The sequence below is a fragment of the Streptomyces sp. P9-2 genome, from assembly GCF_051903975.1.
GTDB lineage: Bacteria > Actinomycetota > Actinomycetes > Streptomycetales > Streptomycetaceae > Streptomyces > Streptomyces cellulosae.
In genome coordinates this window covers 1846854-1872734 of sequence record NZ_CP192633.1, presented here as the reverse complement: position 1 = coordinate 1872734, position 25881 = coordinate 1846854, and the positions used below count along the sequence as shown (strand labels likewise).

At 72.0% G+C, this 25881-nt stretch carries 26 protein-coding genes and 1 riboswitch; of the genes, 13 read left to right on the top strand and 13 right to left on the bottom strand.

Going from position 1 to position 25881, the window contains the following annotated elements; genetic code table 11:
- Positions 1 to 26 precede the first annotated feature (26 nt).
- Complete coding sequence (locus ACQY0Z_RS08865) at positions 27 to 1085, top strand: GNAT family N-acetyltransferase (RefSeq protein ID WP_189896473.1); 1059 nt, start codon at positions 27 to 29, stop codon at positions 1083 to 1085.
- Here the strand turns inward: ACQY0Z_RS08865 and ACQY0Z_RS08860 are convergent.
- Complete coding sequence (locus ACQY0Z_RS08860; RefSeq protein WP_189896232.1) at positions 1067 to 1357, bottom strand: DUF4031 domain-containing protein; 291 nt, start codon at positions 1355 to 1357, stop codon at positions 1067 to 1069. The two genes, ACQY0Z_RS08865 and ACQY0Z_RS08860, sit on opposite strands and share 19 nt — an antisense overlap.
- Entirely contained in the window at positions 1354 to 1743 is a 390-nt protein-coding gene (locus ACQY0Z_RS08855; protein ID WP_189896234.1) for a hypothetical protein, read from the bottom strand. Before ACQY0Z_RS08855 ends, ACQY0Z_RS08860 begins: the two co-directional genes overlap by 4 nt.
- Positions 1744 to 1799: 56 nt before the next feature.
- Between ACQY0Z_RS08855 and ACQY0Z_RS08850 the strand changes: the two genes are divergently transcribed.
- The 3 genes from ACQY0Z_RS08850 to ACQY0Z_RS08840 all read left to right on the top strand — a co-directional run bounded on the left by ACQY0Z_RS08850 (position 1800) and on the right by ACQY0Z_RS08840 (position 4375).
- On the top strand, positions 1800 to 2735 hold the full coding sequence (locus ACQY0Z_RS08850; protein WP_189896235.1) for a MurR/RpiR family transcriptional regulator: 936 nt from the start codon (positions 1800 to 1802) through the stop codon (positions 2733 to 2735).
- 86 nt (positions 2736 to 2821) lie between these two features.
- A complete protein-coding gene (murQ, locus tag ACQY0Z_RS08845; RefSeq protein WP_189896237.1) occupies positions 2822 to 3757 on the top strand; it encodes an N-acetylmuramic acid 6-phosphate etherase in 936 nt (311 codons plus the stop codon).
- A gap of 48 nt (positions 3758 to 3805) precedes the next feature.
- Entirely contained in the window at positions 3806 to 4375 is a 570-nt protein-coding gene (locus tag ACQY0Z_RS08840) for a hypothetical protein (protein ID WP_439812054.1), read from the top strand.
- Between the two features lie 203 nt (positions 4376 to 4578).
- On the opposite strand, the gene ACQY0Z_RS08835 is transcribed toward ACQY0Z_RS08840, so the two are convergent.
- The 6 genes from ACQY0Z_RS08835 to thrC form a co-directional block, all read right to left on the bottom strand.
- Positions 4579 to 6060, bottom strand: coding sequence for an MFS transporter (locus ACQY0Z_RS08835; RefSeq protein ID WP_254586981.1), 1482 nt, complete (start codon positions 6058 to 6060; stop codon positions 4579 to 4581).
- Positions 6061 to 6231: 171 nt separating this feature from the next.
- Positions 6232 to 7359, bottom strand: coding sequence for an NADH:flavin oxidoreductase (locus ACQY0Z_RS08830; RefSeq protein ID WP_189896243.1), 1128 nt, complete (start codon positions 7357 to 7359; stop codon positions 6232 to 6234).
- A 220-nt stretch (positions 7360 to 7579) separates the two neighbouring features.
- Positions 7580 to 9202 (bottom strand): chaperonin GroEL, encoded by a 1623-nt coding sequence (groL, locus tag ACQY0Z_RS08825; RefSeq protein WP_019523925.1) that lies wholly within the window; start codon positions 9200 to 9202, stop codon positions 7580 to 7582.
- A 392-nt stretch (positions 9203 to 9594) separates the two neighbouring features.
- Positions 9595 to 9798, bottom strand: coding sequence for a cold-shock protein (locus ACQY0Z_RS08820; RefSeq protein WP_004986573.1), 204 nt, complete (start codon positions 9796 to 9798; stop codon positions 9595 to 9597).
- A gap of 430 nt (positions 9799 to 10228) precedes the next feature.
- Positions 10229 to 10504, bottom strand: a complete 276-nt coding sequence (locus ACQY0Z_RS08815) for a MoaD/ThiS family protein (RefSeq protein WP_048459043.1) — start codon at positions 10502 to 10504, stop codon at positions 10229 to 10231.
- 85 nt (positions 10505 to 10589) lie between these two features.
- Entirely contained in the window at positions 10590 to 11879 is a 1290-nt protein-coding gene (gene thrC, locus ACQY0Z_RS08810) for a threonine synthase (protein WP_189896245.1), read from the bottom strand.
- A 17-nt stretch (positions 11880 to 11896) separates the two neighbouring features.
- A riboswitch (SAM riboswitch) is annotated at positions 11897 to 12044 on the bottom strand.
- Positions 12045 to 12180: 136 nt separating this feature from the next.
- Between thrC and ACQY0Z_RS08805 the strand changes: the two genes are divergently transcribed.
- The 3 genes from ACQY0Z_RS08805 (at position 12181) to otsB (ending at position 15554) form a co-directional block, all read left to right on the top strand.
- Positions 12181 to 13149 (top strand): glucosyl-3-phosphoglycerate synthase, encoded by a 969-nt coding sequence (locus ACQY0Z_RS08805; RefSeq protein ID WP_189896247.1) that lies wholly within the window; start codon positions 12181 to 12183, stop codon positions 13147 to 13149.
- Positions 13150 to 13294: 145 nt separating this feature from the next.
- Complete coding sequence (locus ACQY0Z_RS08800) at positions 13295 to 14683, top strand: trehalose-6-phosphate synthase (protein ID WP_189896249.1); 1389 nt, start codon at positions 13295 to 13297, stop codon at positions 14681 to 14683.
- A 10-nt stretch (positions 14684 to 14693) separates the two neighbouring features.
- Positions 14694 to 15554, top strand: coding sequence for a trehalose-phosphatase (gene otsB / locus ACQY0Z_RS08795; RefSeq protein WP_439812053.1), 861 nt, complete (start codon positions 14694 to 14696; stop codon positions 15552 to 15554).
- 34 nt (positions 15555 to 15588) lie between these two features.
- Here the strand turns inward: otsB and ACQY0Z_RS08790 are convergent, their stop codons facing one another.
- The gene (locus tag ACQY0Z_RS08790) at positions 15589 to 15819 is read right to left on the bottom strand and encodes a DUF3263 domain-containing protein (RefSeq protein WP_189896253.1); all 231 of its coding nucleotides are present in this window, start codon (positions 15817 to 15819) and stop codon (positions 15589 to 15591) included.
- A 16-nt stretch (positions 15820 to 15835) separates the two neighbouring features.
- Positions 15836 to 17068, bottom strand: coding sequence for an extracellular solute-binding protein (locus tag ACQY0Z_RS08785; RefSeq protein WP_439812052.1), 1233 nt, complete (start codon positions 17066 to 17068; stop codon positions 15836 to 15838).
- A gap of 151 nt (positions 17069 to 17219) precedes the next feature.
- Between ACQY0Z_RS08785 and ACQY0Z_RS08780 the strand changes: the two genes are divergently transcribed.
- The 3 genes from ACQY0Z_RS08780 to ACQY0Z_RS08770 all read left to right on the top strand — a co-directional run bounded on the left by ACQY0Z_RS08780 (position 17220) and on the right by ACQY0Z_RS08770 (position 20412).
- Positions 17220 to 18191 (top strand): ROK family protein, encoded by a 972-nt coding sequence (locus ACQY0Z_RS08780; RefSeq protein WP_439812051.1) that lies wholly within the window; start codon positions 17220 to 17222, stop codon positions 18189 to 18191.
- Positions 18191 to 19366 (top strand): N-acetylglucosamine-6-phosphate deacetylase, encoded by a 1176-nt coding sequence (gene nagA, locus ACQY0Z_RS08775; RefSeq protein ID WP_189896258.1) that lies wholly within the window; start codon positions 18191 to 18193, stop codon positions 19364 to 19366. The genes ACQY0Z_RS08780 and nagA overlap by 1 nt, the downstream gene beginning before the upstream one ends.
- Before the next feature lie 116 nt (positions 19367 to 19482).
- A complete protein-coding gene (locus ACQY0Z_RS08770; protein WP_189896260.1) occupies positions 19483 to 20412 on the top strand; it encodes a 1-phosphofructokinase family hexose kinase in 930 nt (309 codons plus the stop codon).
- A 33-nt stretch (positions 20413 to 20445) separates the two neighbouring features.
- Here the strand turns inward: ACQY0Z_RS08770 and ACQY0Z_RS08765 are convergent, their stop codons facing one another.
- Positions 20446 to 21372, bottom strand: a complete 927-nt coding sequence (locus tag ACQY0Z_RS08765) for a carbohydrate-binding protein (RefSeq protein ID WP_439812050.1) — start codon at positions 21370 to 21372, stop codon at positions 20446 to 20448.
- A gap of 114 nt (positions 21373 to 21486) precedes the next feature.
- Complete coding sequence (gene cdgB / locus ACQY0Z_RS08760; protein WP_254586976.1) at positions 21487 to 23172, bottom strand: diguanylate cyclase CdgB; 1686 nt, start codon at positions 23170 to 23172, stop codon at positions 21487 to 21489.
- 315 nt (positions 23173 to 23487) lie between these two features.
- Between cdgB and ACQY0Z_RS08755 the strand changes: the two genes are divergently transcribed.
- A complete protein-coding gene (locus ACQY0Z_RS08755; protein WP_189896266.1) occupies positions 23488 to 24072 on the top strand; it encodes a flavin reductase family protein in 585 nt (194 codons plus the stop codon).
- Positions 24073 to 24125: 53 nt separating this feature from the next.
- Positions 24126 to 24593 (top strand): GNAT family N-acetyltransferase, encoded by a 468-nt coding sequence (locus tag ACQY0Z_RS08750; protein ID WP_439812049.1) that lies wholly within the window; start codon positions 24126 to 24128, stop codon positions 24591 to 24593.
- 84 nt (positions 24594 to 24677) lie between these two features.
- On the opposite strand, the gene arfB is transcribed toward ACQY0Z_RS08750, so the two are convergent.
- The gene (arfB, locus tag ACQY0Z_RS08745; protein ID WP_381728642.1) at positions 24678 to 25103 is read right to left on the bottom strand and encodes an alternative ribosome rescue aminoacyl-tRNA hydrolase ArfB; all 426 of its coding nucleotides are present in this window, start codon (positions 25101 to 25103) and stop codon (positions 24678 to 24680) included.
- 161 nt (positions 25104 to 25264) lie between these two features.
- On the opposite strand from arfB, the gene ACQY0Z_RS08740 reads away from it, so the two are divergent.
- Positions 25265 to 25840, top strand: coding sequence for a TerD family protein (locus tag ACQY0Z_RS08740; RefSeq protein ID WP_019523941.1), 576 nt, complete (start codon positions 25265 to 25267; stop codon positions 25838 to 25840).
- Positions 25841 to 25881: the final 41 nt, after the last annotated feature.

Sequence of the window (25881 nt, the reverse complement as noted above, 5' to 3'; positions counted from 1 at the left end):
TCATGCATGCATCCGGAGCGGAACAGGTGGAGGCGGCCGTCGCGGACAGCGTGGCGGTCCTGGGGGCGGTCACCGACCGCGACTGGACGGGAGTCCGGGCGGGACGGCTGGAGTGGAACTGCCGGGAGACGGCGGCGCATGTCGCCAGTGATCTGATCGCGTACGCGGGTCAGCTCGCGGGACGGGCGCAGAACGCCTACGTTCCCTTCGAGATCACGCTCGACGGCACCGACGACGGCCTGGACCCGGCAGACAACCCCGGCCTCCTCCACGTCATCACCACCACCGGCGCCCTCCTCGCCGCCGCCGTCCGCACCACCCCCCGCTCCGTGCGCGCCTTCCACCCCTACCCCTTCCGGCACGCGAACCGCGAAGGCTTCGCCGCGATGGGCATCGCGGAGGTGCTGCTGCACACGCACGACATGACCGAAGGGCTCGGAGTCTCCTACGAACCCCCCGCCGAGCTGTGCGAGTTCGTGCTCACACGGATCTTCCCGCGCGTGAAGCCGGGCCCCGCGCCCTGGCCGACGCTGCTGTGGGCCACCGGCCGCGGCGAATTGGAGGGGCGGGAGCCGGTCAGCGGCTGGCGCTGGTGCAACAACCCCGTCCTGCGCTCCGAGCGGCTCGACCTGGAGGGCGTCACCCCCGCGGTCGCCGCGAGCCTGGCACTGGCGGGCGACGGCGGCTTCACCTGGGCGGGCGGCGCCCCCGCCGACGGCACGCGGGTGGGCGCCGGCATCGGCGTCACGCAGTACGAGGAGGGCGCGTACCACCCCGAGTGGGGCATGTACGTGCTGGTCCGCCGGGAGGACGACCGTGCGGTGGGCGCGATGGGCTTCCACGGCGCGCCCGTCGACGGACGGGTCGAGATCGGCTACGACCTCGTCGTGGAGGCCCGCGGCAACGGCTACGCGACCGAGGCCCTGCGCACCCTCTCGGCGTGGGCGCTCGCACAGGACGCCGTGCACACCGTGGTGGCCGTCGTCGAGGAGACCAACGTGGCGTCGCAGAAGGTCGTCACCCGCGCCGGGTTCACCGAGGTGTCCCGGCACGAGAACCAGATCACCTACGAACTGCGCGCCTGATCCGGGGCCCGCCCCGTCCGCTTGCGCCGCCGCAGCCCCGCCCCGTGCAGCAGCCGCACCACCTCGCGGCTGCTGACCTCCACCGCGCCCGCGCGCACCGCGTCCGCGTACCGGTGCTCCGGGATGTCGTAGTGGTCGCGTTCGAAGGCGCGGCCGGGCACGCCCAGGGCGGCGGCGAAGAGGTGCAGCTCGGCGTAGGAGACGTCGCTCACCAGGTGGGACCAGAGGCGGCCGTGGCCCGGCCAGGTGGGCGGGTCGATGTACACCGTCACGAGGCGCCCGTCTCGCCGAGTCCGCCGACCGCCGCGACCTTCACGCCCGCCTTGTGGCACACCCAGTGCGGGTCGGGGCCCAGCTCCGGCTCGACCTCCAGCGCGTGCGGGTCGCCGCTGCCGCACACCGGGCACAGCGGCCAGCGTCCGTACCGCTCGAGCAGGGCGTCCTGCACGTCCTGCGCGACCAGACCGGCCAGGAAGCCGGCGCCCTCCGGCCACTGCTCGACCCACCAGCGGCGGTGCGACACGGATTCCTCGACGAGGGACACCACGTCCGCCTCGGCGACCCCGCGCGCCATGAGGTCGGCCAGCACGAGGGCACGCGCCGCGTGCAACGCCTGTTCCAGGGGCGGAGGGGGGCCGGGTTCACGCTGGGGGTCCATGTCCCCATTGTGCGCACTCTTGACCAGGAGCCCGCGACGAAAATATCTTTCATTTCGTGACCAATGACGTGAAGGAAATTTTCGGGAGCGCCGGCGCCTCACCCGCTCCGCCCGCGCCCGCCGCCCTCGCGGCCAAGGTGCGCACGCTCGCCCCGTCGATGACGCGCTCCATGCAGCGCGTCGCCGAGGCGGTCGCCGACGACCCTGCCGGCTGCGCGGCGCTCACGGTCACCGGCCTCGCCGAGCTGACCGGCACCAGCGAGGCCACCGTCGTCCGCACGGCGCGCCTGCTCGGCTACCCCGGCTACCGCGACCTGCGGCTCGCCCTCGCCGGGCTCGCCGCCCAGCAGCAGTCCGGGCGCGCCCCCGCGATCACCACCGACATCGCCGTGGACGACCCCATCGCCGATGTCGTCGCCAAGCTCGCCTACGACGAGCAGCAGACCCTCGCCGACACGGCCGCCGGACTGGACACCGTCCAGCTCGCCGCCGCCGTGACCGCCCTCGCGGGCGCCCGCCGCACCGATGTGTACGGCGTCGGCGCGTCGGGGCTGGTCGCCCAGGATCTCACCCAGAAGCTGCTGCGCATAGGTCTGCTGGCGCACGCCCACAGCGACCCGCACCTCGCGGTGACCAACGCCGTGCAGCTGCGCTCCGGTGACGTGGCGATCGCCATCACCCACTCCGGCACCACCGGCGACGTCATCGAGCCGCTCCGGGTGGCCTTCGAGCGCGGCGCCACGACGGTCGCGGTCACCGGCCGCCCCGACAGCCCCGTCACGCAGTACGCCGACCACGTCCTGACCACCTCCACGGCCCGCGAGAGCGAGCTGCGCCCGGCCGCGATGTCCTCCCGTACGGGCCAACTGCTCGTCGTGGACTGCCTGTTCGTGGGTGTCGCCCAGCGCACCTACGACGCCGCGGCGCCCGCCCTCTCGGCGTCGTACGAGGCGCTGGCGCACCGGCACCGGGCGACCCGCAAGGGCCCGTGAGGGCGGACCCTGCCGCGCACCGGCCGTGTGCGCGCCCCCGCCGTACCCCTTCCGAGCCGCCGGCCCCGACCGAAAGAACACCGCCCATGACCTCCACCTCCCGCGACCGTGATCTGCGCTCCCAGCTCGAGACCCTGACCACCGAGGCGTTCCGGCCGGAGCTGGCGGACGTCGACCGGCTGCCCACGCCGGAGATCGCGCGGCTGATGAACGCCGAGGACGCCACGGTCGCGGGCGCCGTCGCCGGGCAGGTGCCGGCGATCGCCGCAGCGATCGACGCCGTGGCGGAGCGGATGGCGCGCGGCGGGCGGCTGATCTACGCGGGCGCGGGCACGGCGGGGCGGCTGGGCGTGCTGGACGCCTCCGAGTGCCCGCCGACCTTCAACACCGACCCGTCGCGGGTCGTCGGCCTGATCGCGGGCGGCCCGTCGGCCATGGTGAACCCGGTCGAGGGCGCCGAGGACTCCCCCGAGTTGGCCGAGTCCGACCTCGCCGCGCTCGGCCTCACCGCCGACGACACGGTGGTCGGCATCTCCGCCTCGGGCCGCACCCCGTACGCCGTCGGCGCCGTCACGTACGCCCGGAAGCTCGGGGCGCTCACCGTGGGGCTGTCGTGCAACCGGGACAGCGCGCTCGCGGCGGCGGCCGAGCACGGCGTCGAGGTGGTCGTGGGCCCCGAGTTCCTCACCGGCTCCACCCGCCTCAAGGCCGGCACGGCGCAGAAGCTCGTGCTGAACATGATCTCGACGATCACGATGATCCGGCTCGGCAAGACGTACGGGAACCTCATGGTCGACGTACGCGCCTCCAACGAGAAGCTGCGCGCCCGCTCCCGCCGGATCGTCGCCCAGGTGACGGGCGCGGACGACGCGTCCGTGGAACGCGCGCTCGCCGCCACCAACGGCGAGGTGAAGAACGCGATCCTGGTGCTGCTGGCCGGGGTGGACGGACCCACGGCGGCCCGGCTCCTCGACGAGGCCGACGGCCATCTGCGGGCGGCGCTGGCGGCCGCGGGGGGCTGACGGCGCGGGCTGGGATACTGGAGCCGTCCCCCACCCGGAGAATCCACCATGAACCACGCACAGCTCACCGCCCTCGGCCGGGCGCTGCGTGTGCTCGGTGAGCACGGCGAGGCGCTCTCCGCCGACACCCCGGACGCCAGGCTGCACGAGGTGCGCGACGACCTGCGGCGGGCGCTCGACCTGCTGGAGGACACCGTGACCACGGCGCCGCCCACCACGCGCTGCGCCGAGCACCCCACGGGGCCGGTCGACGAGAGCGCCCCGGACCTGTGCCTGCTCTGCGAGACGCGGCGCCGCGCCGCCCGCCGCGCCGAGTTCAACGGCCCGGCCCCGCAGACCCGCCCCGCCGGCCCCGCCCCCTCCCGTTACGGCGTGCGCGGCGACCGCCCGCAGCCGCAGCAGCGGTGGCTCCCGGAGATGTGGAACGGCCAGGCGTGGCAGCTCTGCGGCACCCCCCGCCGCGACCGCCGCGAGGCGGAACTCTTCGTCAAGGCCCAACTCCGCTCCCCGCGCCCGGCCATGGCCTACCGCGTCGTCCACGAGTTCACCGACTACGAGGTCCTCCGGGTCTGGGGCAACCCGGTCCACGTGGACATCGAGCCGATGGGGAACCTCTGAGCGCCCCCTCCGGCGCAGAACGGCGGTCACTGTCCCGAGGTGATCGGGACAGGGGCCGCCGTTCCCCTGAGGCACCCGCGGGCGTCACGGCCACCGACATCGGCCGGGGCCTCCCGGGGGGCCGCCCCCGGACACCGAACGGCGGCCACCGTCCCGACGCCCTCGGGACAGTGACCGCCGTTCCGCTCACGCGCCCGCGGGCGTCACGCCTTGACCGGCTCCGCCGCCTCGGGCGCGCCCTCGGCGACGAGGGACTCCGCCCCGGCGGCGCCCCGCTGCTTCGGGATGAACGCCGCCACCACGAAGCCCAGCAGCGCCGCGCCCGCGCCGAGGGCGAGGACCGTGCGGAACGCGTCCTCGGACGGCAGCGCGTACGTGCCGAACCGCGTGGTCATCTGCGCCAGCACCACACCGGCGACCGCGCTCGCCACGGACGTGCCGATGGAGCGCATCAGCGTGTTGAGGCTGTTCGCGGCGCCCGTCTCGGAGGCGGGCACGGCGCCCATGATCAGGGTCGGCATGGCGCCGTAGCAGAAGCCGATGCCGGCGCCGATGACGCAGGACGCGAGCACGAAGTGCCAGACCTCGCTCATCAGCGCGACGTTCAGCCCGTAGCCCGCGGCCACGATCAGCGCGCCGATCATCAGCGTCACCTTCGGCCCCCGCGCGCGGGTGACCAGCGCGGAGACCGGGGCCAGCGCCATCATCACCAGGCCGGACGGCGCCATGACCAGACCGGCGCTCAGCAGCGACTGGCCGAGGCCGTACCCGGTCTGCTCGGGCAGTTGCAGCACCTGCGGGATGACCAGCGACATGGAGAACATCGCGAAGCCGATCGCCACCGAGGCAAGGTTGGTGATCAGCACCTGCGGGCGTGCGGTGGTGCGCAGGTCCACCAGCGGACCCTCGGTGCGCAGCTCGAAGAAGCCCCAGGCGAGCAGGACGACGACGGCCGCGGCGAACAGGCCGAGCGTGGTGCCGCTGGCCCAGCCCCAGTCGCCGCCCTTGGAGATAGCCAGCAGCAGCGAGACCAGTCCGGCCGCCATGCCGACCGCGCCCACCAGGTCGAACCGTCCGCCGGTCCGCACCGTCGACTCGGGCACCAGCGCCAGGACCAGCACCAGCGCGACGGCGCCGAGCGCGGCGGAGGTCCAGAACAGCGCGTGCCAGTCGAAGTTGTCGGCGATCAGCGCGGCGAGCGGCAGGCCGAGCGCGCCGCCGACGCCGAGCGAGGCGCTGATCATCGCGGTGGCGGAGCCGAGCCGCTCCGCGGGGAGCTCGTCGCGCAGGATGCTGATGCCCAGCGGGATGACGCCGGACGACAGGCCCTGGAGGGCGCGGCCCACGATCATCGGGGTGAGGCTGTCGCTGAGACCGGCGACGACGGAGCCGACGATCAGCATGACCATGCTGATCAGCAGCATGCGCCGCTTGCCGTACATGTCGCCGAGCCGGCCCATCACGGGCGTGGCGACGGCGGCGGCCAGCAGGGTGGCGGTGACGGCCCAGGCGGCGTCCGACGCCGAGGCGTTCAGATACTGCGGCAGCTGCCCCACGATCGGGATCACGAGCGTCTGCATCAGCGAGACGACGATCCCGCTGAGCGCCAGCACGGGTACCACGGCACCCGTCCTCGGCGGCGCGGCGGTGCCGGTCGTGACGGATTTTTCGGGTGCGTCGGACATGAAGGAGGTCTCCGGAAGAGGCTGTTCTGCTTGACTCAGGCAACTTTATGCTCCTTGATTGAGGCAAGCAAATGAAAACTGCGTGACAGTCACATGACATGGAGCACGCACGAAAAGGCGCGGCGCCCTCCGCAGGAGGACACCGCGCCACGCCCGGCAGCCGGGCCGGACTCAGCTCAGCGACGTGAGCGACGCCGCGTCGTACGAGGTCAGCTCGTCGAAGCGGCCGGCCAGCACCTTCGCCGCCCACTCCGGGTCCTGGAGCACCGCGCGGCCCACCGCGACCATGTCGAACTCGTCGCGCTCCAGGCGGTCGAGGAGGTCGTCGATCCCGCGCAGCCCGGCGCCCTCGCCGAGGAACGCGCGGCCGAACTCGCCGTCCAGGCCCACCGATCCGACCGTGATCGCCGGACGGCCCGTCAGCTTGCGGGCCCAGCCGGCCAGGTTGAGGTCGGAGCCGTCGAACTCGGGGAGCCAGTAGCGGCGCGTGGACGCGTGGAAGGCGTCGACTCCGGCCGTGGCGAGCGGGGTGAGGACCGCCTCCAGCTCCTGCGGGGTCTCGGCGAGCCGGGCGCCGTAGTTGTCGGACTTCCACTGCGAGAAGCGGAAGACGACCGGGAAGCCGGGCGACACGGCCGAGCGCACGGCCTGCACGATCTCCACGGCGAACCGGGTGCGGGCCACCGGGTCGCCGCCGTAGGCGTCGGTGCGGCGGTTGGTGCCCGCCCACAGGAACTGGTCGATGAGGTAGCCGTGGGCGCCGTGCAGCTCCACGCCGTCGAAGCCGATGCGCTCGGCGTCGGCCGCCGCCTTCGCGAACGCCGCCACGACGTCGTCGATGTCCGCCTGGGTCATGACCTTGCCGCCCTCGGAGCCGTCCAGGCGCAGCCCCGACGGGCCGACCGCCGGCGCCTCCGGGAAGGGCGGCTTCCCCTGCTCGCGGACCGTGCCGACGTGCCACAGCTGCGGCATGATCCGGCCCCCGGCCTCATGCACCGCCGCCGCGACCTTCGCCCAGCCGGCCAGCTGCTCCTCCCCGTGGAACCGGGGAATCCGGTCGCTCATGCCGGCGGACGGGTGGTCGACGTACGTGCCCTCGGTGACGATCAGCCCGACGCCCGCGGCGGCCCGGCGCGCGTAGTACGACACGACGTCCTCGCCCGGCACGCCGCCCGGTGAGAACTGGCGGGTCATGGGCGCCATGACGATGCGGTTCGGCACGCTCAGCCCGTTCAGGGCGACCGGCCGGGCCAGGATCTCGGCGGCACGTCCGGTGGTCTCGGAGGCGGCGACGGTCATCAGGAGGGCTCCTCGCGGATACTCGACGGTATGTGTACGTGCATCGATCGCACCCTTCGTCGAACCCGCGCGACGCGACGGTCATTCCCGCCCCTCCCCCGCCCCCACTTGTGACGCCGGTCACCCCGTGAGGCGTCCGGACACGCCGAAGGGCGGCACCCCCACTGCGGGGAGTGCCGCCCTTCGTACTTCGGACGGGTCCGAACCTGACGGGTCAGGCTCAGAAGTCCATGTCACCGCCCGGCATGCCGCCGCCGGCCGGGGCCGCGGCCTTCTCCGGCTTGTCGGCGATGACGGCCTCGGTGGTGAGGAACAGCGCGGCGATCGACGCGGCGTTCTGCAGCGCGGAGCGCGTCACCTTGGCCGGGTCGATGATGCCTTCCTTGACCAGGTCGACGTACTCGCCGGTCGCGGCGTTCAGGCCGTGGCCCGGGGTCAGGTTGCGCACCTTCTCCACCACGACACCGCCCTCGAGGCCGGCGTTCACGGCGATCTGCTTCAGCGGGGCCTCGAGCGCGAGCTTCACGGCCTGGGCGCCGGTCGCCTCGTCACCCTCGAGCTCCAGCTTCTCGAACACCTGGGAGGCCTGCAGCAGGGCCACGCCACCACCGGCGACGATGCCCTCCTCGACGGCCGCCTTGGCGTTGCGCACGGCGTCCTCGATGCGGTGCTTGCGCTCCTTGAGCTCCACCTCGGTGGCGGCGCCGGCCTTGATGACGGCCACACCGCCGGCGAGCTTCGCCAGGCGCTCCTGCAGCTTCTCGCGGTCGTAGTCCGAGTCGCTGTTCTCGATCTCGGCGCGGATCTGGTTCACGCGGCCCTGGACCTGGTCGGCGGAGCCGGCGCCGTCCACGATGGTGGTCTCGTCCTTGGTGATGACCACCTTGCGGGCCTTGCCCAGCAGGTCGAGGGTGGCGTTCTCCAGCTTGAGGCCGACCTCCTCGGAGATGACCTCGCCGCCCGTGAGGATGGCGATGTCGCCGAGCATGGCCTTGCGGCGGTCACCGAAGCCCGGAGCCTTGACGGCGACGGACTTGAAGGTGCCGCGGATCTTGTTGACGACCAGGGTCGACAGGGCCTCGCCCTCGACGTCCTCGGCGATGATCAGCAGCGGCTTGCCCGACTGCATGACCTTCTCCAGGAGCGGGAGCAGGTCCTTGACCGAGGAGATCTTGGAGTTGGCGATCAGGATGTACGGGTCGTCGAGGACGGCCTCCATACGCTCCATGTCGGTGGCGAAGTACGCCGAGATGTAGCCCTTGTCGAAGCGCATACCCTCGGTGAGCTCCAGCTCCAGACCGAAGGTCTGGGACTCCTCGACGGTGATGACGCCTTCCTTGCCGACCTTGTCCATCGCCTCGGCGATGAGCTCGCCGATCTGGACGTCGGCGGCGGAGATGGAGGCCGTGGAGGCGATCTGCTCCTTGGTCTCCACGTCCTTCGCCTGCTCCAGCAGGGCGGCGGAGACCGCCTCGACGGCCTTCTCGATACCGCGCTTCAGGGCCATCGGGTTGGCGCCGGCGGCGACGTTGCGCAGGCCCTCCTTGACCAGGGCCTGGGCGAGAACGGTCGCCGTGGTCGTACCGTCACCGGCGACGTCGTCCGTCTTCTTGGCGACTTCCTTGACCAGCTCGGCGCCGATCTTCTCGTACGGGTCCTCGAGCTCGATCTCCTTGGCGATGGAGACACCATCGTTGGTGATCGTGGGGGCGCCCCACTTCTTCTCGAGGACGACGTTGCGGCCCTTGGGGCCGAGCGTCACCTTCACGGCGTCCGCGAGCTGGTTCATGCCGCGCTCGAGGCCGCGCCGCGCCTCCTCGTCGAACGCGATGATCTTGGCCATGTGAAGTGGTCCCTCCAGGACTGGGGGTGATTCCTTCGGACCGCGCCCGCGCCCGCGACGGACGGCTCGCCGGCCGTGTGGTTCCTTGCCCCACCCGACCTGGCGGGCCTCACCGACCCGGTCCTTCGTTGTCACTCTCACCTTCAGAGTGCTAACGCCAATGATTAGCACTCGACCCCCCCGAGTGCAAGGCGCACCCGCGAAGCGACGCGATCGCGCAGGGGACCCACAGGGCCGTACGGGCCAAGCGCGCCAAGGGCACACGCCCGCGCTCAGCCCCGGGCGAACACGGCGCGCACGGCGCGCGCCTAGGGCACGACGAAGGGCCCGCACCCCGGGGGGGTGCGGGCCCTGTCGCCGGCAGAAGATGTCGCGTGCGGCTGGTAGCGCGTTCAGGCGGTGACGCGAACCATGTCGGCCTGCGGGCCCTTCTGACCCTGCGAGATCTCGAACTCGACCCGCTGGCCCTCTTCAAGGGTGCGGTAGCCGTCCATCTGGATCGCGCTGTAGTGGACGAAAACATCCGCACCACCGTCGACCGCGATGAAGCCGTACCCCTTCTCCGCGTTGAACCACTTGACGGTGCCCTGAGCCATGCCTAACTCCCCTATTACTGGCCCTTGCACAGATCCACACTTCGCGGACCCGGGTCAGACCTCACCCCCCAACGGTTGGGGGCGTGCGCCGGAACGCGTCGACCGCGGCTGAATGTATCTGTCCAACTGCCGTCTGCAACAGGTCAATCGGACGAGAAATCTGGACGCCACCGGTCCGGAATGTGGCAAGAATTCGCCAGAATTCAGGGCAAGTCGGGCCGGGCAAAGGTGACAAAAGCCGCGAAAGGAGCCCGCACTTTGGCTACATCCAGTCGGGTCCGCGGCAGGAATTCAGGGTTCCCGATCTATGGATCGGGAGCGCGTTCCCCAACTCTACCGCGCTCAATCCCATGGAATTGCCCCCTCCGCATCTCTCACGGAGGGGGCAATGGAGTAAACGCTCGGTAACGGTCATTACCGAAGGTAATGATCAGCCTCCGGCGACCGCCGGGATGATCGAGACGCCGGCGCCCTCGGGGGTGGCCGTCTCGAGCCCCTGCTCGAAGCGCACGTCGTCGTCGTTGACGTACACGTTCACGAACCGGCGCAGCTTGCCCTGGTCGTCCAGGACGCGCGCGGCGATGCCGGTGTGGTTCTTCTCCAGGTCCTGGATGACCTCGCCCAGGGTGGCCCCCTCAGCGGGGACCTCGGCCTTGCCCCCGGTGTAGGTGCGCAGAATGGTAGGAATACGGACGGTAACGCTCACTTTGAACCTCCGGTCAGGTAACACACCCAGGGGCGCGGGGAACTGTGCGACAAGCCCCCACCGGCCCGCGGTGAAAATTCAAGCCTCAGACGAGCCCGGCCTCACGGAACGACTCCAGACTGGGCCGGATCGTCGCCGTGAGCCCCGTCCCCGCCACCGCGTCCAACGTCTTGAGCCCGTCCCCGGTGTTCAGCACCACGGTCGTGAGGGACGGATCCAGCACCCCGTCCTCGATCAGCTTCTTCGTCACGCCGACCGTGACACCGCCGGCGGTCTCCGCGAAGATCCCCTCCGTGCGCGCCAGCAGCTTGATCGCGTCGACCACCTGCGCGTCCGTGACGTCCTCCACGGCGCCACCGGTGCGCCGGGCGATGTCCAGCACGTACGGCCCGTCCGCCGGGTTGCCGATCGCCAGCGACTTGGCGATCGTGTTCGGCTTCTGCGGGCGCACCACGTCGTGCCCGGCCTTGAAGGCGGTGGACACCGGTGAGCACCCCTCGGCCTGGGCGCCGAAGATCTTGTACGGCTTGTCCTCGACGAGTCCGAGCTTGATCAGCTCCTGGAGACCCTTGTCGATCTTCGTGAGCTGCGAGCCGGAGGCGATCGGGACGACCAGCTGGTCGGGCAGGCGCCAGCCGAGCTGCTCGCAGATCTCGTACGCGAGGGTCTTGGAGCCCTCGGCGTAGTACGGCCGCAGGTTGACGTTGACGAAGCCCCAGCCCTCGCCGGCCGGGTCGCCGATCAGCTCGGAGCAGAAACGGTTCACGTCGTCGTAGTTGCCCTCGATGCCGACGAGCTCGCCGCCGTAGACGGCGGCCATGACGATCTTGCCCTGCTCCAGGTCGTGCGGGATGAACACGCAGGAGCGGAAGCCGGCCCGGGCGGCGGCGGCGCCGACCGCGCCGGCCAGGTTGCCGGTGGAGGAGCAGGACAGCGTGGTGAAGCCGAAGGCGCGCGCGGCCTCCAGGGCCTGGGCGACGACGCGGTCCTTGAAGGAGTGCGTGGGGTTGCCGGAGTCGTCCTTGACGTAGAGGCCGCCGGTGACGCCCAGCTCGCGGGCGAGGTTGTCGGCCTGGACGAGCTTGGTCCAGCCGGGGTTCAGGTTGGGCTTGGTCGCCACGTCCGCGGGGACGGGCAGCAGCGGCGCGTAGCGCCAGATGTTCGCGGGACCCGCCTCGATGCGCTTGCGGAGCTCTTCGGTGTCGTGACCCGAGAAGTCGTAGGCGATCTCCAGCGGGCCGAAACACTCCTCGCAGGCGAAGACGGGGCCGAGGGGCACACGGTGGCCGCACTCGCGGCAGGACAGCGCGGCGGCGGGACCCAGGTCGACGGAGTTCGCGGAGTCGGTGGTGCTTGCAACAGTCTGCACAGCCATGGAGGCGAGGCCCTTTCTCCTCATCTTCCTCACGACGCACTTCGCCGTGAGACGGATTTGGCACCTTCCCTAGCCGGGAGCCTCGCCACGTCCGCGTGACAGGAACCGACTGGAGGGTTGCCGGGGCTTCATCGGGCCGTATCCCTCTGCCCCTCTGGATGAGCGGTGTTCAGTTGTGCGCCGCGTGACCCCGGGATGCGGGGCCCCTCGGCGTTGTTCAAGACTGTAACCGAAGGCCCGGACGGCGGAGACAGCCGTCCGAACCCCGAGATGGATCACCGGCCAGTGAGGAGCCCGGACCGTGCTGGAAGAAGTCGAGCGCTGGCTCATCGCGCGCTCCTGGTCGGTGGCCGACCGTCCCCCGCACCGGCTCCTGGCGGCGAAACGGGCCTCGGGGCAGTCGGTGAGCGTGGTGCTGCCCGCGCTGAACGAGGAGGCCACCGTCGGGGACATCGTCTCCGTCATACGGCACGACCTCGTCCTCCAGGTGCCGCTGGTCGACGAGGTCGTGGTGATCGACTCCGGCTCCACCGACCGCACCTCCGAGGTGGCCGCGGCGGCGGGCGCGCGGGTGGTGCACCGGGACGCGATCCTGCCCCGGATACCGGCCGTGCCCGGCAAGGGCGAGGTGCTGTGGCGGTCGCTGCTGGTCACCCGCGGCGACATCGTGTGCTTCGTCGACGCCGACCTGAGGGACTTCTCCTCCGACTTCGTCACCGGCATCGTCGGCCCGCTGCTCACCGACCCCGGCATCCAGCTCGTCAAGGCCATGTACGACCGGCCGATGACCCGGGCCGACGGGACCACCACCGGCGCGGGCGCCGGGCAGGGCGGCCGGGTCACGGAGCTGATGGCGCGCCCGCTGCTCAACATGCACTGGCCGCAGCTCGCCGGGTTCGTGCAGCCGCTGGGCGGCGAGTACGCGGCCCGCCGGAGTCTCCTGGAGCAGCTCCCGTTCCCCGTCGGGTACGGCGTCGAGCTGGGCATGCTGGTCGACGCCCTGCACCTGGTGGGCCTGGACGCGCTGGCGCAGGTGGACGTGGGCGTGCGCAAGCACCGGCACCAGGACGGGCAGGCGCTGGGCCGGATGGCCGCCGCGATCTACCGCACCGCGCAGCTGCGGCTGGCCCGCGCGCATCTGCTGCGGCCGTCGCTGACCCAGTTCGAGCGCTCCGGGGACGCCTTCGAGCCTCGTACGTACTCGGTGGACACCGAGGAGCGGCCGCCGATGACGGACATCGCGGAGTACCACGCGCGCCGGGTGGCGTGACCCTGCCGGGCGGCCCCGTGCCTCCGGGGTGGCTCGACCCCGCCGGCCGGACCGGTGCGGCCGGGTGGCCTGACCTCGTCCACCACCGGCCGGTGTGACGCACCGGCACGTTTGAGGCCCGGGGGGCCGGGCTAGGTTGAGGCGTATGGCTTCAAGCTTCGGTGCAGCTCAGGTGCTGGTCGCCTCCAACCGGGGGCCCGTGTCGTACGCGGTCGCGGACGACGGTTCGCTGAGGAGCAAGCGGGGCGGCGGAGGACTGGTCTCCGGCCTCTCGGCCATCGGCTCCGGGTCGGACTCGCTGTGGGTGTGCTCGGCGCTGTCCGACGGCGACCGCGAGGCCGTGCGGCGCGGCGTCGCAGTGGACGGCGTGCGGATGCTGGACATCCCGGCCGACGTGCACGCGGACGCGTACAACGGCGTCGCGAACTCGGTGCTGTGGTTCGTCCACCACATGCTGTACCAGACCCCGCTGGAGCCGGTCTTCGACGCGTCCTTCCGCAGCCAGTGGGCCTCCTACGAGACGTACAACCGCGCGTTCGCCGAGGCGCTGGCCGAGGAGGCCGCCGAGGGCGCGGCCGTCCTGGTCCAGGACTACCACCTGACCCTGGTCCCCGGCATGCTCCGCGAGCTCCGCCCCGACCTGCGCATAGGGCACTTCTCGCACACCCCGTGGGCGCCGCCCGAGTACTTCGCGATGCTGCCCGACGACATCGCGCGGCAGGTGCTGCGCGGGATGCTCGGCGCCGACCGGCTCGGCTTCCTCACCCGCCGCTGGGCGGACGCCTTCACCGCGTGCTGCGAGCGGTTCGCGGGCGGGCTCGGCGACACCCGCATCGGGGTGCACGGGCTCGGCGCCGACGCGGACTTCCTGCGCGCCCGCTCGCACGAGGCGGACGTCGACGAGCGGATGGCCGGCCTGCGCGAGGAGATCGGCGAGGGGCGCCGGACCATCGTCCGGGTCGACCGCACCGAGCTGTCCAAGAACATCGTGCGCGGCCTGCTGGCGTACCGGCAGCTGCTGGACGACCGGCCCGAGTGGCGCGAGCGCGTGGTGCACGTCGCCTTCGCCTACCCGTCCCGGCAGGACCTCGCCGTCTACCGGGACTACACGGCCGAGGTGCAGCGGGTCGCCGAGGAGATCAACGAGCGGTACGGCACCCCCGGCTGGCGCCCGGTCGTCCTCCACGTCAAGGACGACTTCGCCCGCTCGCTGGCCGCGTACCGGCTGGCCGACGTGGCCCTGGTCAACCCCATCCGCGACGGCATGAACCTGGTCGCCAAGGAGGTCCCGGTGGTCTCCGACGGGGGCTGCGCCCTGGTGCTGTCCCAGGAGGCCGGCGCCCACGAGGAGCTGGGCGAGGACGCGATCACCGTCAACCCGTACGACGTCGTCCAGACGGCCGAGGCCCTGCACGAGGCGCTGTCGATGCGCCCCGAGGACCGCACGGAACGCAGCAAGCGGCTCGCCGCGGCGGCGACGGCGCTGCCACCGGCCCGGTGGTTCCTGGACCAGCTCGAAGCACTGCGTGGATAGGTTGGGGCGCATGGCCAGTCAGACGGATTCCACGGACGCCGGCGACCTGCCGACGCCCTCCACGCAGGCCGGGCGGGACGGACTCGACGCGATTCTGGCCCACCCGGGCAAGGCGCTGATCGCGCTCGACTTCGACGGCACGCTCGCGCCGATCGTGCCCGACCCCGAGCAGGCCCGCGCCCACCCGGACGCGGTGCCGACGCTCGCCGCGCTCGCCCCGGAGGTGGCCGCGGTGGCCGTCGTGACGGGCCGCCCGCCGGGGGTCGCGGTGCGGCACGGCGGTTTCGCGGGCGTGCCCGGTCTCGAGCACCTGGTGGTGCTCGGCCATTACGGCGCCGAGCGGTGGGACGCGGTGACCGGTTCCGTCACCGCGCCGGCCCCGCATCCCGGCGTCGCCGCCGCCCGCGCGGAGCTGCCGGGGCTGCTCGACCGGGTGGGGGCGTGGCAGGGCACGTGGATCGAGGAGAAGGGGCGGGCCGTCGCCGTCCACACCCGCAGGGCGTCCGACCCGCAGGCCGCCTTCGAGGCGCTGCGCGCTCCGCTGACGGACCTCGCGACGCGGCACGGCCTTGTCGTGGAGCCGGGGCGGCTGGTGCTGGAGCTGCGGCCGCCGGGGATGGACAAGGGGGTCGCGCTGCTGGAGTACGCGCGGGAAATCGGGGCGGGGTCGGTGTTGTACGCCGGGGACGACCTGGGCGACCTCGCCGCCTTCACGGCGGTGGACAAGCTCCGTGCCTCCGGCACGCCGGGGGTGCTGGTGTGCAGCGGCAGCGAGGAGGTCACGGAGCTGCGTGACCGGGCCGACCTGGTGGTGGACGGCCCGGCGGGCGTGGTGCGCCTGCTCCGGGCGCTGGCAGCCCGGCTCGCCTGACGAGGGGTTCCGCCCCCGCCGGGGCGGAACACCCCTACCGCTCCCCGCGCCGCGCCTCCCGCACCCGCCGCAGCCGGTTCACCGTCACGGGATCGTGGGCCAAGGCCCGCGGATCATCGAGCAGCGCGTTCAGCAGTTGGTAGTACCGCACCGGCACCAACCCCAGCTCCTCCCGAATCACCCGCTCCTTCACCCCGGGCGACACAACCCCCCGCCGCTCCAGCGCGAGCACCGCCCGCTCGATCTCCCCCAGCTCCTCACCCATGCCGGCAGGCTAACCGCTACGCCGCGTTCTCCGCCCGCACGGCAGCCGCCTGCAGCTCCCCCAGCACGCCCGCGGGGCTGCCCCCGGGCGCCACGGCCCGCCCGATCTTCTGCTTGATCGCCGCGTTCACCGCGGCCCACGACGTCTTGCCCACCGGGTACAGCTCCGACAGCGGCAACTGGTCGAGGAACGGCTTGAGTTCCTTGTCCTGCCCCGACGCCGCCATCGCCCGCGACGCGGAGTTGGTGACCGGCAGGAGGTCGTACTCGCGGGAGAAGTTCAGCACGTTCTCCTCGCTGTAGACGAAGTCGAGGAAGTCGCCGATCTCGTCGCGGTGCCCGTTCTTCTCGAACGCCATCATCCAGTCGGCGACACCCAGCGTGGACGGCGTCTCGCCGTCGGCGCCGGGGATCGGCACCATGCCGTACTTCACGCCCTTCTTCTTCGCCATCTCCATCAGCGAGGGATGCCCGTTGAGCATGCCGACGTCGCCCGCGGCGAACGCCTCGAACGCCTTCGCGCGGTCGAGCTTGCCGGGGGCGACGGGCCCGGTGAGGCCCTTGCCGACGAGTTCGTCGCGCAGCCAGCTGAAGGTCTCGACGTTCTCCGTGGAGTCGATGCCGTAGGTGCCGCCGATGTCGGTGTAGCCGCCGTCGCCGCTGAGCAGCCACTGGAGGGTCTCGGCCTGCGCCTCCTCGGGGCCGAGGGGGAGCGCGTACGGGAACCTCACCCCGTTCGCCTTGAGCGCCTCGGCGCACTCGACCAGCTCGTCCCAGGTCTCGGGCGGGGTGAGCCCGGCCTCGGCGAAGAGGGACTTGTTGTAGAAGAGCAGCCGCGTGGAGGCGGCGAACGGCATGCCGTACTGCACGCTGTTGAGCTCGCCGGCGCCGGAGAGCTGGGAGAGGAAGTCCGCCTGGACGGGGATGGAGAGCAGGTCGCCGGCGCGGTAGAGCAGGCCCTGGGAGGCGTAGTCGGCGTACGCGCCGATCTGGGCCATGTCCGGCGGGCTGCCGGCGTCGACCATCTCCTTGACCTTGCGGTCGACGTCGTTCCACGAGTACACGCTGACGTCGATGTCGACGTCGGGGTGGTCGGTCTCGTACCGCTCGACCAGGTCGGCCCAGTACTTCTTGCTGCTGTCGGCGGCGCCGTTGCCGTAGTCGGCGGCGACCAGCGTGAGGGTCACGTCGGAGGAATCGCCGCCGATCCCGCATCCGCTCAGGACCGCTGCCAGTCCCAGCGCGGACACCGCCGCGATCGTCCTTGTCCTGACCCGCCCTCGCACGTGCTCTCCCCTGCTCCGGCGCCGCGCGCCATCCGTGGTTCCGATAATCGGATTAAGGTCTACACCACGTGAGTGGACTAGACCTCTTGCGGGTCCACGGGCCACACTGTTCCCCGTGAAACATGTCATCGCCCTCGACGTGGGCGGCACCGGGATGAAGGCCGCCCTGGTCGGGGCGGGCGGCGAGCTGCTGCACCAGGCCCGCCGCCCCACCGGCCGCGAGCGCGGCCCGGACGCCGTGGTCGAGGGCATCCTCGGCTTCGCGGCGGAGCTCCGCGCCCATGGCATCCGCGAGTACGGCGAACCGGCCTCGGCCGCCGGGGTCGCCGTGCCCGGCATCGTCGACGAGGCGGAGGGCGTCGCCGCCTACGCCGCCAACCTCGGCTGGCGTGACGTACCGCTGCGCGCCCTGCTCGCCGAGCGGCTCGGCGGCGTCCCCGTGGCGCTCGGCCACGACGTGCGCACCGGCGGTCTCGCCGAGGGCCGCATCGGCGCCGGGCGCGGCGCCGACCGCTTCCTCTTCGTGCCGCTCGGCACCGGCATCGCGGGCGCCATCGGCATCGACGGCAAGGTCGAGGCCGGCGCGCACGGCTTCGCGGGCGAGATCGGCCACATCGTCGTACGGCCCGGCGGCGCGGAGTGTCCGTGCGGGCAGCGCGGCTGTCTGGAACGGTTCGCGTCCGCGTCGGCCGTGAGCCGGGCGTGGGCCGAGGCGAGCGGCGACCCGGACGCGGACGCGGCGGACTGCGCCAAGGCCGTCGCCTCGGGCGACGAGCGGGCCGTGCGGGTGTGGCAGGAGGCGGTGGACGCGCTCGCCGACGGGCTGGTCACCGCGCTCACCCTGCTGGACCCGCGCACGCTGATCATCGGTGGCGGGCTCGCCGAGGCGGGGGAAACCTTGTTCACACCGCTGCGGGAGGCCGTCCGGCGGCGGGTCACCTTCCAGAAGCTGCCGTCCCTGGTCCCCGCGACCCTCGGGGACACCGCCGGATGCCTGGGCGCGGGCCTTCTCGCCTGGGACCTGATCGGGACCGGGACCGCCGATCCCTCGATCGAGACCACTGACCCCTCGGAGGTAACCACCTGATGGCCCCCACCAAGGTTCTCACCGGTGCCCGGGTGGTCCTGCCCACCGGGACCGTGGACGACGCCCGCGTGACCGTCGAGGGCACGCGCATCGCGGCCACGGAGCCCGGCACGTCCGCGTCCCCTTCCCCGGCGGACCGGGCGGCCGAGACGGTCGACCTGCGGGGCCACTGGGTGGTCCCCGGCTTCGTCGACATCCACAACCACGGCGGCGGCGGTGTGTCCTTCGCCGCCGGCACCGCCGAGGACGTCCTCCAGGGCGTCCGCACCCATCTGCACCACGGCACCACCACCGTCGTCGCCTCCGCCGTCACCGGCGACCTGGACTTCCTCGCCCGGCACGCGGGGATGCTGGCGGAGCTGGCCCAGCAGGGCGACATCGCGGGCATCCACTTCGAGGGGCCGTTCATCTCCCCCTGCCGCAAGGGCGCGCACGACGAGACGCTGCTGCGCGACCCCGACCCGGCGGAGGTCCGCAAGCTGATCGACGCGGCCCACGGCCACGCCCGGATGATGACGCTCGCCACCGAACTCCCCGGCGGCCTGGACTCCGTACGGCTGCTCGTGGAGCACGGCGTGATCGCCGCCGTCGGCCACACGGACGCGACGTACGAGCAGACGGTGGCCGCCGTCGACGCGGGCGCGAGCGTCGCCACGCACCTGTTCAACGCGATGCCGCCGCTCGGCCACCGCGCGCCCGGCCCGATCGCGGCGCTGCTGGAGGACGAGCGGGTCACCGTCGAGCTGATCAACGACGGCACCCATCTGCACCCGGCCTCCCTGCAGTTCGCGTTCCACCACGCGGGGCGTGACCGGGTCGCCTTCATCACCGACGCGATGGACGCGGCCGGCTTCGGCGACGGCCGCTACATGCTCGGCCCGCTGGAGGTCGAGGTCGCGGACGGCGTGGCCCGCCTGGTGGAGGGCAACTCGATCGCCGGCTCCACGCTCACCCTGGACCGCGCCTTCAAGCGGGCGGTGACGGTGGACGGGCTGCCCGTCGAGGACGTCGTCGCGGCGGTGTCCGCCAACCCGGCGCGGCTGCTCGGCCTGTCCGACCGCATCGGCTCGCTGGAGTCCGGCAAGGACGCCGACCTGGTCGTCCTGGACGACGCCTTCGAGCTGGTGGGCGTCATGCGCAAGGGAGAATGGGCGGTCACTCCCCAACTGGCCTGATCCGTCCCGGGACCGGTCCACGGTGGCCGGTCCCAGGGGTGGGCCGACCGCCTTCCATTTGGCATGATCGTGACCCCGGGGCCACGGAAGGCAGGCAAGAGGGGGAGGTCGGCCCGGTGATTCTCACGGTCACGCTGAACACCGCTCTCGACATCACCTATCGCGTCCCGTCCCTGCGGGCGGGCGCCTCCCACCGGGTCTCCGAGGTGCTGGAACGCCCCGGCGGCAAGGGCGTCAACGTCGCCCGGGTGCTGGCCGCGCTCGGCCACGAGGTGACCGTCACGGGCTTCTCGGGCGGCCCCACGGGACGCGTCCTGCGCGACCGCCTCACCGAAGTGCCGCGCCTCACCGACGCGTTGGTCCCGGTCTCCGGCGCCACCCGCCGCACGGTGACCCTCGTCGACGACCGCACCGGCGCCACGACCCATCTCAACGAGCCCGGCCCGGACATCACCCATGCCGAGTGGTCCGCGTTCCAGGAGGTCTACGAGGACCTGCTGGCGTCCGCCTCGGCGGTGGCCCTGTGCGGCAGCCTGCCGCCGGGCGTCCCGGTCGGCGCGTACGCGCACCTCGTCCGCACGGCGCGCGCGGCCCAGGTGCCGGTGCTGCTCGACACGAGCGGGGCGGCGCTGCGCCGCGGGGTCGCGGGTCGTCCTGACTTCCTGAAGCCCAACACGGAGGAGCTGGCCGAACTCACCGGCTCCCACGAGCCGTTGCGCGCCACCCAGGACGCCCGCCGCCGGGGCGCGGGCACGGTGGTCGCGTCCCTGGGCGCGGAGGGCCTCCTCGCGGTGACCCCGGAGGGCCGCTGGCGCGCGACCCCGCCGGCCCCGCTGACCGGCAACCCCACGGGCGCGGGCGACGCGGCCGTGGCGGGCCTGCTGTCCGCCCTGGTGGAACACCGCCCCTGGCCGGAACGCCTGATCCGCGCCACGGCCCTCTCGGCGGCGACGGTCCTCTCCCCCACAGCCGGCGACTTCGACCGGGCGGCCTACGACCGGTTCCTGACGACGGTCACGGTCACGGGCGTGGCCACGGCGGCGTGAGGCTTTCACGCCTCACGATGAAGGCCCGCAGGATCAGCTGGATCCGTCCTCGTTCGTGAGCCACAGCTGGTCGAGGACGGCGTTGCACTTGTTGCCCTCGTTGCAGGCCAGTTCGATGGTGTTGGTGCCGTCGTTGAGGTTCACGCTGGCCCAGGTGTTCTGCCAGCCCTTCTCCCAGTCGCCCTTGGGGCTCTTCGCGAAGTTCTTCATGTTCAGCGGGCGGCTCTGGGCCTCGCCGTTGACCACGATCGTCGCGTCGGCGTCCTCGCCGGGGATGCCGTACTGCGCGTAGAAGCGGTAGTTGCCGGCCTTCACGCCGTTGACGGTCCAGGTGACCTTCGAGCCGACCTGGTTGAAGCCGGTGACGTAGACGCCGCCGTCGGCCTTCGCGCCCTTGAACTCGGACGCGAGGCTCGCGCCGCCGTCAAGGCGGAGCGCCTTCGCGTCGATGGCGGGCAGCTTCGCCTCGTCCTCGCCCTTGTCCTCGGAAGAGGACGGGCTCGGCTCGCCGGATTCCTGGGTGGCCGTCGGGGACGGGCCCGCCTCGTCGCCGCCCTTGTCGTCGTCGTCACCGCTGAGCATGGCGACGCCGATGCCGATGACGACCGCCGCGACCACGGCGATCGCGCCGATCAGCAGCCCCTTGGTGTTGGGGCCGCCGCCACGGCCGCCCCCGCGGGAGGGCTGGGTGCGTGCGGTGGGCGCGCCCCCGGGCAGCGTCTCCGGCGCGGCGTAGTGCGCGCTGGGCTGGCCGAAGGCGCCCTGCTGGGGCGGTGCCTGCGGGGCGGGCCCCTGCTGGCCGTACTGGCGGGAACCGACCGGCCGCACCCGGTTCACCGAGTTCGGGTAGCCGTAACCCCCGGACGGCGGCTGGGCTCCGTTGGCCTGCCCGTCGGCGTACAGATAGCCGAACGGGTCGTCGTCCTCGGGCGTGCTCGCGCCGTTGTTGCCGGGCGTCATCCCCTGTGCTCCTAGCTGCGGATCGGGTGCGTACGTGTGCGGAGAAGCCGAGCCTACCCGGTTCCACTGACCCGAAAGGGTGACCCGGACCGCATCAACCCGCCGACCTGGAGATCATCCGGCACGTCTGTGCTGTTTGGGACGAGATCGTTTCTCGACGTACATCCGCTCGTCGGCCGACTTCAGCACTTCGTCGGCCGTCATGCCGCAATGGGCCCACCCGATGCCGAAGCTGGCGCCCACCCGCACGGCCCGTCCCTCGGCCCGGATGGGCTGGATGATCTCGTTCCGCAGCCGCACCGCGAGGTCCTGCGCGTCGGCCCGGCCGAGCCCGTCGGCGAGGATGACGAATTCGTCACCCCCGAGCCGGGCCACGGTGTCGCCGTCCCGCACGCCGTTGCTGAGCCGCCGGGCGACCTCGATGAGAACCGCGTCACCCGCGTTGTGCCCGAACCGGTCGTTGATCGACTTGAAGCCGTCGAGGTCGCAGAAGAGCACCGCGAGCCCCTTGGTGCCGTCGTCGGCGTCCGCGGCGGGGGCGACGGTGTGCACATGGTGGTCGAAGCCGTCGTACGCGTCGCTGCCGGGCGGGAAGTCGAAGTCGTGGCCGCGGTCGAAGGCGGGCGGCCCGAAGGCGGCGTCGTGGGAGTCGAAGGACTCGTAGGGCTCCATGGAGTCCACGGCCGCCGGCAGCGCCTGCGGCTGCTGGCTGCACAGCCGGGCGGAGAGCCGGGAGCGCAGCTCGGCGGAGTTCGGCAGTCCGGTGAGCGAGTCGTGGGAGGCGCGGTGGGCGAGCTGGAGCTCGCGGCGCTTGCGCTCCTCGATGTCCTCGACGTGGGTGAGCAGGAACCGCGGCCCGTCGGCGGCGTCGGCGACCACCGAGTTCCGCAGGGAGACCCACACGTAGGTGCCGTCGCGCCGGGCCAGCCGCAGCTCCGCCCGGCCGCCCTCGGCGGAGGTGCGCAGCAGGGTGCCTATGTCCTCGGGGTGGACCAGGTCGGAGAAGGAGTAGCGGCGCATCGCGGAGGCGGGCCGGCCGAGCAGCCGGCACAGGGCGTCGTTGGTGCGCAGGATGCGGCCGTGCTGGTCGCCGCCCATCTCGGCGATGGCCATGCCGGAGGGCGCGTACTCGAAGGCCTGCCGGAAGCTCTCCTCGCTGGCCCGCAGCGCCTGCTGCTCGCGCTCCAGGCGGACGAGGGCGCGCTGCATGTTGGACCGCAGCCGGGCGTTGCTGATCGCGATGGCGGCCTGGAAGGCGTACATCTGGAGGGCCTCGCGGCCCCAGGCGCCGGGCCGGCGGCCGTTGCGCGGGCGGTCGACGGAGAGCACGCCGATCAGTTCGCCGGAGGTGCCGCCGCCGGCGGGGCCGGGCGCGTACATGGGGGCGAAGAGCCGGTCGGAGGGGTGCCACTCGTCCTCGAAGCGGGGAGCGGGCCCGTCGGTGTACCACTGCGGGACGTCGTCGTCGTCGAGGACCCAGCCCTCGGTGTGCGGTATGAACACCAGGTCGCCCCAGCGCTCGCCCATGGTGAGCCGGCGGTCCCAGGACTCACGGGAGCCGACCCGGCCGGTGATGAGGGCCTCGGCGGCCGTGTTCCCGGACAGGGCGGCGACCACCAGGTCGCCGTCGGGGCGTACGAGATTGACGCAGGCCAGCTCGTACCCGAGGGCGCCCACGACGCCGTCGGCGACCGTCTGCAATGTGTCCGCCAGACTGCGCGCCGTGTTCATGTCGGCCATGGCCCGGTGGAGTTGTCGCAGCGATGCCAGACGGACGTAGGGTTCCGACTCGGTCTCCATCCTCGCCCTCCCCCCGAGACCTCGCAGCGCATCAAGGGTCATCATCGGCGTATCGTCGCAGCAGCTTCCCGCCACTGAATCACAGCGCGCTGCTCACCCGGTACACAGGGTCAACAATTCTTGCCCCTTGTGACTCAAGTCACAGCTAAACGTGAACAATTGCGTGGTCTACGCGCGGAATCCCGGCCTATTTCCGCGACGCGGATCATGTGGTGATTGCGCATGAATCGTGCCTGCATCGGCCGCTGGTCCTAGGTCCCGGTTCGGGCCACGGTCCGATGCGGTGTCCACGCGGCGGAGATTAGCGTTCCCGGTGTGCTGAACACTCCCGCCGCCCCGGCCTCGATCACCGTTCCGCCCGCCGCCCGGCATGCTGAGGGGGTGAGCAACGACGAGTTCCGTGCCGCCATGTCCCGTCTGGCCGCCGGTGTGGTGCTGGTGACGGCCATGGAGCCGCCGCTGGACCCGGACGACCCGGGCGCGCCGGCCGGCGAGGACGTCGGCATGACCGCGACCGCGTTCCTGTCCGTCTCCCTCGACCCCCCGTTGGTGCTGGTCAGTCTGCGGACCGGCTCCCGCATGGACGAACTGCTGGAGGAGCAGCCGCTGTGGGCGGTGTCCGTGCTGTCCGAGAGCCAGCGCCACATCGCGGGCCGCTTCTCGATGAAGGGCCGGGTCAGCGACCGTTTGCTGTTCGCGGACATTCCCTACCGGCGCGGCGAGTACACCGGGGCTCCTCTGGTCGGCGGCGCGCTGGCGACCCTGGAGTGCCGCACGGAACAACGGGTGGCGGCGGGCGACCACACCCTCGTCGTCGGCCGCGTGACGACGGCCGCCGTGCCGAGCGCGGAAGGCGGTCCGCTGGTCTATTTCAAGGGCCGCTACCGCCAGTTGGGCTGAGCGCGTCCGAAAACCCTTTTACCGCCGCCGTTTTACCTGCCTACCCTCCCCGCATGACGACCGCCAGGGCCCCGCGCCTCGAAAAGATCACACCCGCGAATCTCGAGGCCGCCCTCGCCCTGCGGGTCCGCCCGGAACAGGAATTCGCCGTCGACCCGGTGGCCCACTCCCTCGCGGAGGCGTACGTCCGCCCCGACAAGGCGTGGCCGCGCGTGATCGTGGCCGACGGCCGCGTGGTCGGCTTCGTGATGGCGTTCCTCGACATCGACTGGCGCGACGACGGCACCGACGTCCGCTCGGGCCTGTGGCGCCTCACCGTCGCGGCGGAGGAACAGGGCAAGGGCTACGGCCGCTTCGCGGTGACCGAGGTGGCGGAAGAACTACGCCGCCGAGGCAAGAAGACCCTCCACGTCACGTGGCACCCCGGCGAGCACGGCCCGGAGGACTTCTACCTCACCCTGGGCTTCGAGAAGACGGCCGAGAAGGTCGACGAGGAGCACGTGGGAATCCTGCGTCTGTAAGAACACCCTCAGGGGCGCGGGGAACTGCGCGGCCGGCCCCCACCGGCCCGCAGGTGAAGAACAAGGGCGTGGCCCACCCGCGTCTCACCAGTCCCGCGCGGAGCGCCCCCGCTTGGTCTCGGACCGCCGCTTCTTCTCCCGCAGCCGCCGCTCGTTGATTCCCCGAGGCACCCGGGTAGGCCGCCGCGGCTTGGGCGGAGGCGCCGTGGCCTCCGCGAGCAAAGCAGCCAGCCGCACCGCCGCCGCCTCCCGGTTCCGCCACTGCGACCGATGCTCGGACGCCCGCACCGTGAGCACCCCGTCGGTCAGCCGCCCCGCGAGCCGCTCCAGCGCCCGCCGCTTCCACACCTCGGGCAGCGCCTCGGTCCTGGCGAGGTCGAACCGCAGCTCGACCTGGGTGTCGCTGGTGTTGACGTGCTGCCCGCCCGGCCCGGACGACCGCGAGAAACGCCACATGAGCTCGGCCTCGGGCAGGGAGACGGAGCCGCGTACGACAAGGGGACCGGACATGACATACAGGTTCCCGCGCCCGGACCGGTCACGTCACCCGAATATCCGCATCCGGGTAAAGAAAGTAAAGCGACCTGGAACCTGGCGCACCCCTCTCGGCGTTCAAGGTGGTAGCTGTAGCTTCATTAGCCGTACGCAAACGAGGGAAGGGACTCCCAACAATGGCTGTAAGCCTGTCCAAGGGTGGCAACGTCTCGCTCACCAAGGAGGCTCCGGGCCTGACCGCCGTCACCGTGGGCCTCGGCTGGGACGTCCGCACCACCACGGGAACGGACTTCGACCTCGACGCGTCGGCGATCGCGGTCAACGCACAGGGCAAGGTCTACTCGGACGCCCACTTCGTGTTCTTCAACAACAAGCAGACCCCGGACAACACCATCGTCCACACCGGTGACAACCGCACCGGTGCGGGTGAGGGCGACGACGAGGCGATCAACGTCAACCTGGCGGCCCTCCCGGCCGACATCGACAAGATCGTCTTCCCGGTCTCGATCTACGACGCCGAGAACCGCAGCCAGAACTTCGGCCAGGTGCGCAACGCGTACATCCGGATCGTCAACCAGGCCGGCGGCGCCGAGATCGCCCGTTACGACCTGTCGGAGGACGCCGCCACCGAGACCGCGATGGTCTTCGGCGAGCTGTACCGCAACGGCGCCGAGTGGAAGTTCCGCGCGGTCGGCCAGGGCTACGCCTCGGGCCTGGTGGGCATCGCCCAGGACTTCGGCGTGAACGTCTGACGGACGCGCCGCGACCGACCTGACGGAGCCCCCGCCCGCGT

What these genes read in the sequence shown, in the direction of transcription:
- ACQY0Z_RS08855 (WP_189896234.1), bottom strand. Translation starts at nt 1,743, where the DNA reads ATGGACCCCCAGCGTGAACCCGGCCCCCCTCCGCCCCTGGAACAGGCG.
- murQ (WP_189896237.1), top strand. Translation starts at nt 2,822, where the DNA reads ATGACCTCCACCTCCCGCGACCGTGATCTGCGCTCCCAGCTCGAGACC.
- ACQY0Z_RS08840 (WP_439812054.1), top strand. Translation starts at nt 3,806, where the DNA reads ATGAACCACGCACAGCTCACCGCCCTCGGCCGGGCGCTGCGTGTGCTC.
- ACQY0Z_RS08835 (WP_254586981.1), bottom strand. Translation starts at nt 6,060, where the DNA reads ATGTCCGACGCACCCGAAAAATCCGTCACGACCGGCACCGCCGCGCCG.
- ACQY0Z_RS08830 (WP_189896243.1), bottom strand. Translation starts at nt 7,359, where the DNA reads ATGACCGTCGCCGCCTCCGAGACCACCGGACGTGCCGCCGAGATCCTG.
- groL (WP_019523925.1), bottom strand. Translation starts at nt 9,202, where the DNA reads ATGGCCAAGATCATCGCGTTCGACGAGGAGGCGCGGCGCGGCCTCGAG.
- ACQY0Z_RS08820 (WP_004986573.1), bottom strand. Translation starts at nt 9,798, where the DNA reads ATGGCTCAGGGCACCGTCAAGTGGTTCAACGCGGAGAAGGGGTACGGC.
- thrC (WP_189896245.1), bottom strand. Translation starts at nt 11,879, where the DNA reads ATGGCTGTGCAGACTGTTGCAAGCACCACCGACTCCGCGAACTCCGTC.
- ACQY0Z_RS08800 (WP_189896249.1), top strand. Translation starts at nt 13,295, where the DNA reads ATGGCTTCAAGCTTCGGTGCAGCTCAGGTGCTGGTCGCCTCCAACCGG.
- otsB (WP_439812053.1), top strand. Translation starts at nt 14,694, where the DNA reads ATGGCCAGTCAGACGGATTCCACGGACGCCGGCGACCTGCCGACGCCC.
- ACQY0Z_RS08790 (WP_189896253.1), bottom strand. Translation starts at nt 15,819, where the DNA reads ATGGGTGAGGAGCTGGGGGAGATCGAGCGGGCGGTGCTCGCGCTGGAG.
- nagA (WP_189896258.1), top strand. Translation starts at nt 18,191, where the DNA reads ATGGCCCCCACCAAGGTTCTCACCGGTGCCCGGGTGGTCCTGCCCACC.
- ACQY0Z_RS08765 (WP_439812050.1), bottom strand. Translation starts at nt 21,372, where the DNA reads ATGACGCCCGGCAACAACGGCGCGAGCACGCCCGAGGACGACGACCCG.
- cdgB (WP_254586976.1), bottom strand. Translation starts at nt 23,172, where the DNA reads ATGGAGACCGAGTCGGAACCCTACGTCCGTCTGGCATCGCTGCGACAA.
- ACQY0Z_RS08750 (WP_439812049.1), top strand. Translation starts at nt 24,126, where the DNA reads ATGACGACCGCCAGGGCCCCGCGCCTCGAAAAGATCACACCCGCGAAT.
- arfB (WP_381728642.1), bottom strand. Translation starts at nt 25,103, where the DNA reads ATGTCCGGTCCCCTTGTCGTACGCGGCTCCGTCTCCCTGCCCGAGGCC.
- ACQY0Z_RS08740 (WP_019523941.1), top strand. Translation starts at nt 25,265, where the DNA reads ATGGCTGTAAGCCTGTCCAAGGGTGGCAACGTCTCGCTCACCAAGGAG.